The 6000-nt window shown below is 36.7% G+C and carries 9 protein-coding genes; 1 reads left to right on the plus strand and 8 read right to left on the minus strand.

Translation table 11 applies throughout. The features are described from left to right. Positions 1 to 107 precede the first annotated feature (107 nt). The gene (locus BANVL01_RS28630) at positions 108 to 236 is read left to right on the plus strand and encodes a hypothetical protein (protein WP_268874952.1); all 129 of its coding nucleotides are present in this window, start codon (positions 108 to 110) and stop codon (positions 234 to 236) included. 134 nt (positions 237 to 370) lie between these two features. Here BANVL01_RS28630 and BANVL01_RS28340 read toward each other — a convergent pair whose 3' ends face one another. The 8 genes from BANVL01_RS28340 to BANVL01_RS19105 form a co-directional block, all read right to left on the minus strand. Further along, positions 371 to 880 (minus strand): hypothetical protein, encoded by a 510-nt coding sequence (locus tag BANVL01_RS28340; RefSeq protein ID WP_235845657.1) that lies wholly within the window; start codon positions 878 to 880, stop codon positions 371 to 373. 59 nt (positions 881 to 939) lie between these two features. After that, a complete protein-coding gene (locus BANVL01_RS28345; RefSeq protein WP_235845659.1) occupies positions 940 to 1401 on the minus strand; it encodes a PDDEXK family nuclease in 462 nt (153 codons plus the stop codon). 144 nt (positions 1402 to 1545) lie between these two features. Then, positions 1546 to 2106, minus strand: a complete 561-nt coding sequence (locus BANVL01_RS19085) for a hypothetical protein (RefSeq protein ID WP_066086680.1) — start codon at positions 2104 to 2106, stop codon at positions 1546 to 1548. A 218-nt stretch (positions 2107 to 2324) separates the two neighbouring features. Then, positions 2325 to 2522: a hypothetical protein gene (locus BANVL01_RS27450; protein ID WP_169803202.1), complete on the minus strand. Its 198-nt coding sequence runs from the start codon at positions 2520 to 2522 to the stop codon at positions 2325 to 2327. A gap of 30 nt (positions 2523 to 2552) precedes the next feature. Continuing rightward, positions 2553 to 2876 (minus strand): hypothetical protein, encoded by a 324-nt coding sequence (locus BANVL01_RS19090; RefSeq protein ID WP_066086677.1) that lies wholly within the window; start codon positions 2874 to 2876, stop codon positions 2553 to 2555. A gap of 5 nt (positions 2877 to 2881) precedes the next feature. After that, positions 2882 to 3076 carry a DnaB-like helicase N-terminal domain-containing protein gene (locus tag BANVL01_RS19095; RefSeq protein ID WP_066086674.1) on the minus strand — a complete coding sequence of 65 codons (195 nt, stop codon included), beginning with the start codon at positions 3074 to 3076 and terminating at the stop codon, positions 2882 to 2884. After that, entirely contained in the window at positions 3073 to 4059 is a 987-nt protein-coding gene (locus BANVL01_RS19100) for a DnaD domain-containing protein (RefSeq protein ID WP_066096446.1), read from the minus strand. The genes BANVL01_RS19095 and BANVL01_RS19100 overlap by 4 nt, the downstream gene beginning before the upstream one ends. A 663-nt stretch (positions 4060 to 4722) precedes the next feature. Beyond that, entirely contained in the window at positions 4723 to 5430 is a 708-nt protein-coding gene (locus tag BANVL01_RS19105; protein WP_066086671.1) for an Ltp family lipoprotein, read from the minus strand. Positions 5431 to 6000: the final 570 nt, after the last annotated feature.

Below are 6000 nucleotides of genomic sequence, written 5' to 3' on the forward strand. Positions count from 1 at the left end.
ACAGAAAAAGGGGTCAGTCCCCCGACACGGTAAAGCTTTAGTTCACCAGGGGAATGACCCGGGACCATGGGGACGGTTCTGCTGGGTTTTTTTGAAGGTAAATGTGAATGAAAAAACACGATAAGGAGAACCAATTGGCTAATGCGATGGGCCAAAAGCAGTTTTTCTTGGTGGTGTACAATCCAAACGAGGAGTGGTTAACATGGAAAAGCAGGTACGGCGAAATAACTAATTGATGATTTCAAGGTATCCTTTTTTAAGTGTTATGTTTTGCCTCTTGTTTATCCAATTTAAATAAAATCGACAAGTTCCGGGTACTTGTCGATTTTGATAAAGAATAATTATTTCTTTGTATATTCAAAAACTATACTTAAAAATCATCAGTAGCTTCCATTGCCTGTTGAGACATATATTCTTCTCTAATCTGCGATAGAGATTTACCGCTTTCTTTATGGATTGCAAAAACATATGTTTGTACACTGGACCATCCATAAATCTCCTTTAACCACGATTGCATAGATTTTTCTTTGTCATTTACCATGATGTTTCCATTAGCTAGAAGTATTCCTTCATTGTCTCTATCCTTGGCTGCAATAACATCTCCTTCTTTGACCACTCCCCAACCAAGCATTGCATCTATCTTTGGTAGAGTCCGTCGGGTACCACCTTTATTTCTTTTTACCATTGTAGCTAATGATTTATCCATAAGATTCACATAGTAATCTTCAAAATTGGTGACGGGTAAAACTTTTTCCGTTTGTAAATAAATTTCATCATTGACCTTAAAGGGAGTAAGTTTATAACAACTCATATCCACATGATTACTATTTAGCCAGGACACTGCGGAAAGTGTCTGTTCATCGAAATCTGAAGCTACCAAAACAATCTTTTGCTTTTTGTTAAAACTCTTTTCCGCCTCGTTGACCCTCAAAAATTCGTTTAACTTTCGGATTCGAGCTCATAAGAGGTTAGTACGCCAAGTTCAAATTCACTTCGATATTTTTCGATATAGGGTGCATAAACTTTTTTCACAAGATCCTCTGTACTCTCAAGGGTGGCATAACTTGCTGCGTAACGGATAGCCTGAAATTCAAAAGCCTCTTTCCTGCCTTCAATATCTTTTCGGTCCCGTTTAATTTCGATTAAGACGATATTCCCATTATTATCAATTGCAGTTAAGTCGCTCCGACCATTCTTTTCATTCTTGACTTGCTGACCCACAATGAGCATTGATTCTTCATCATCACAAATCATATCGATACTGCTTCTTAGAATTTCTTCTATATCACTTTCTTGCATTCTTAAATCAGCAAAAGTGACTGCCTCTATTTTCTCTGCTTTTCTGCCATTCAAAACGTACACTAAATCACCCCACATACCTAACAAAATTTCATAAACCATATTAGTTATGTTTCCAAAATCTAAAAAGAATCATACTTTATGTCCCTGGAGTTTCACTCTCATAGGGTTCACTATCGGCTCCCATTAGCGTATATACTTTGTGAAGTTCCCTTTTTTCTAAACTATTATCTATCCCGTTCTGCATCAATGATCACCTGAAATACTCAAATGTTTTAAAGAATTGCCATTATCCCATCGCTGATTACCATTTATCCATTTTGCAAAAAAGTCCCAATCCCGAATTGTTCCGTCATTATTTAGTATTTCAAGATAAACACCGTCACCCTTTCCCACTTGCCAAATAGCTTGAGCGGAATTTACTTTTTCTGAAATACCGCTTTTCATTATGTAATCAACAAAAACAGCTTTACCAGGTCCATAGGTTTCGGCAACATAGGCTACTAAGTAAATATCGATGCAGCTTGCTCCAAATTCATTTGGGCTGCCGCTAAGAATATGTTGTTTAATTAAGTTTTTTCTTTGTTCATCGGATGCGAATAAGATTGCTAGTTTAATTTCGTCTATTTGATACGCTTGATAACTTCGCTTTTCCCATTGTTTTAATTGGGTGTAAACACCTTGAACTGAAATCAGTTTGTTCAGCATATTTTTTAAATTACAAACTGTGGGGATGACGTTATGATGAATGTTGCGTCCTCGCAAAATGTTTGGTAATTTAATAGGTTCTAGAATAGTATGTTTCATCTTTTTGACTCCAATATATATTATTTTTATATTGTAATTCGACAAAATCTGGGATTACTCCTCCCAAGAAACAACCGCTACTTCATAAATCATAATAAAAACGAAACTGGCTTTCGCTATTTTTTCCTTCTCTATCATTCACACCCCCATTAAATCTCCTAAATATCACATAGTCCTAGGTGCTCCAGATCTTCAGTTTGCTCCTCTATACTAGATTTTCACCCGTTCATATCCATAATATATTCCACCCGTGCAAATACTTCTTTTAGCAGTGTCTCTTTAACGGATACCCCATCCACGAAATCATAGGCAAACAGTCTACCGTAAGCATCATTTTTGTTCCCGTCTTCAAACTCCATCGATAGTCTGCCTCCCTTAATTAAACAAATGACAGGGCAATCAAAATCCTTCCCCATCGTTTTGAGGGATTTTTATATTTCCGTTACCTACAAATAGGAATTTCCTCCATAAAATTGACTTGAGTGGGTCAGGATGATACCTGTTTTTGCACTTTTCTGGCGTATTGGATCTTCCCAGGGTGCCTCATAGATATCTGCCAACGCCTGTTGTAAGGGCGTGTGATTATCCATCTTCATTTGGTTGATTTTATCCAATTCGGCAATGACTTTCGAAATCTCCCAATCATTTATGGCAGCAACCGTTAATATGTTTCTCTTTTCCCGTTCCTTCCACAGATCAAGAATGAGCTTCTCCATTCCCTCAAACTTCTCAACTTCCGCGTGCGATAACAGCTCCGCTAGGTAAGACATTCCCCCTACGATTCAAGGTCGGGTAGGGTTGACAATGTGATCAAATCGATATTCTTACCAGTTCGTGTTAACTCCACCATTCTTCTCATGACTTCTTTATTTCGTGTACATTCCAGCAGCTCAGGTTGGATCACGGTATCCTTGAGTAAGTACTCCGCCTTCATCATGCTTCCTAAAAACGCTTTTTCCGCGATACTCAATCCTCTTCACCTTCCGTAAGGTCGAGTTCAAATCCACTTGGAATATCTCTTCCAGCTTTAAACGATTCGGTTGATTGCCTATGCTTCGGTACGGACTTTTGGTTCTCATGGTAGGCATCAATTTCTTCTACAGTGAGTAAAGACTCATTTTCCCAGTTTTTCAGGATCCCAACCACATAGCTAAGCCTTCGCTTGTTATTAGCACAGGCAATATTCATCGCTTTTATCATCACATCTTTCGGCTGTAAAAAACTAGAATCATCCAACCAAGCTAACAGCTGCTGTTTCGCATTTACGTTCGAAAAACCAAATCCATTAACGTCCCAAAACTCTACAATTTCTTTCACATCTTTTTGATTATTATGTAATGGATTCACGATGTCTGGCTTTTCCTCTATATTTGGATTAAAAGCTTCTTGTTGTTGTTTTTTATTTTCTTTTTTATTTTCATTTTCTTTTTGTCCACGTATCGTATATCGTTGCATGAACGTATCGTCTAAACCTTCGCATTCAGTTTCGACATATGTATCAATTTCATTTTCGTCACTAACATCATTGCAGTTAGACAACTCTTTTTGTCCACAAAAGGATTCAAATAGACTGCGAATTTCCTGTTTTTGAATGCCTACCGAAATATATTGAATGAGTGAGAGATCCTCCACATCTTTTAACTCGGAATAAATACAATCCATAACCGGTTTTCCGCCTTTATGGAGATTATATTTACCCCAGTTTTTAATCGCGAGTTCTCTCGTTTCTGGATTGTAACGAATTACCTTGTGATGCACGATGAATCGTTCCATTAACGAATGAACACTTTCAATAGAATAGCCCAAATCAAAAGCCATTTGTTTTTTGGTAATCTTATAGATTCCAATTTGGGTCGTATGTGGATTGGTAAGCAAGTACAAATAAAAGTATTTGTCCTCCGGTGTCATCTCTTCTGAAACAATCGGATTCTTCCAAAAATCCGTACGCACCATTCTATACTTTGCCAAATCAACCACTGCCTTTCTTCAAATAAAACTTCTTCATTACTTTTTTATAGTTAAATGAAGAAAATGGTCATATGTTTTTCAATTGAATCTGAATCTTTTATGACACTATTCATAACCTTGTCCTTTGCAAGGGCAATATGAAAAAAGCCCGCGTCTCAGTACTTCTACGATAGCGAGATTGGCGGGGTAAAGCGAATCCCCATTTTTTATTTATGAAGGGATTTTTAGAGCAAAACGTCAAAAAACGCCTTCAAAAATCATTTTTGAAGGCGTTTTTACAATTTTGGGTGATTTTATAGGCTTTTTTGAATGAAGTAGTCGAAAAATGCTAGACACGCAGCGCTATCGGTATCTTATATCTATATTTAATATAACGGGTTCCATTTCCTATCGCAAAACGTTAATTAACAAATAAAAATGTAAAGTAAAATGCATATCAAATTGCACCTCATATTACGATGCTTTTTGTTTAAAAATTAAATAGCCAATCCGTAGGACTAGACTATTCTCAGAATTTATTTTTGTTGCTAATTGGGATACCGTCAGGAAAATGCGAATTTACAGCGCTATGCACATTTTCATGACGATTCTCCCAATGGCAATAAAACGCCCTTAACCAAAGAAAAGGATGAGGGCGTGTTTTGCGTTTTATTTATTTAAATTCTTAATAGCATAATCGGCTTCTTCTTTTGTAAATTTTTCACCGTATTCAGAAGTCAGTTGGTCTCTTATCGCTTCTGGTGACATACTCATTGATTCCTGATAGCTTTTTGCCTTTTCCAAGGCATTTTTATTAAAATCGGCTTTTAAATTGTCAATTGCGTACTGTGCTTCATCATTAGTAAATTTTTCACCTTGTTCAGAAATAAGTTGATCATAAATTCCTTGTTTTGACATGTGCATAGTTTTTGAATAGGATTCAGCCTTTTTCAAAGCGTTTGCTTTCCAGTCAAATTTAAGATTATCCATTGCATACTTAGCAGATTCTGCGGAAAACTTTTCACCATATTCAGAAGTTAATTGTTCATAAATTCCTTGTTTTGACATGTTCATTGTTTTTGCATACGATTCAGCCTTTTTCAAAGCAGATTTATATTCTGCAGGAACATTATCCTCTGCCTTCGTATCTTCTTTTTTTGGTTCCTCTTTTTTTGGTTCCTCTTTTTTTGGTTCCTCTTTTTTCTCCTCTGGTTTATCCTTTACCGATTCGGTGACAGCCGACTTGCTTTCCTTTTTGTTTGCGTCCGCTTTATCATCGTCGTTGCTGTTGACAGCAGCCACAATAATAATAATCGCAATCACCCAAACCCACCATTTTTTATAGAACGGTTTTTTCTGTTTTTGTTGTTTCTCCATTTCCTGTACCACCCTTATATCATTTTGTATAAAATTATATCATATCTATAGTAAAATAGTATCATTCTATTAGTCTGACGTAGCGTTGTAATTCTTCATTTTCCTGACGCTATCCCTTATTCACTAAAACACCCCGATAGTTTAACTGCGTTGGTTCACAAAATATAATAAAAAATGCCCATCAAATTGACATGCAATCCGATTGGCATTTCATATTACATTTTCTTTGTTTGCTATAGTGAAAAAGGGATCAGTCCCCCGGCACGGTAAAGCTTTAGTTCACCAGGGGAATGACCTTAAGAATTCCTTAAATAAAATTACGGCAGCCCTTACTGAGTCCGCTTTTAGTAAAATCCTTTTCAAAAAAAATGGGACTTTAGAATTTTCCGTTTTTGTGTTGACTTACATATGATAATGTACCGATGACTTCAAATGGAAAGGAGGAGTTCATGTTGAGTGAGGAAAAGAATGGGGAATCAAGTAAACCAGGTAAGTCCCTGTGGAAACCGCTTTTGGCAGCACCCGCTTTATTTTTTCTTGCCCCATTAGGGATCGGTTTGTATCTAACTC

It is taken from the genome of Neobacillus novalis NBRC 102450, assembly GCF_001591805.1.
Lineage (GTDB): Bacteria > Bacillota > Bacilli > Bacillales > Cytobacillaceae > Neobacillus > Neobacillus novalis.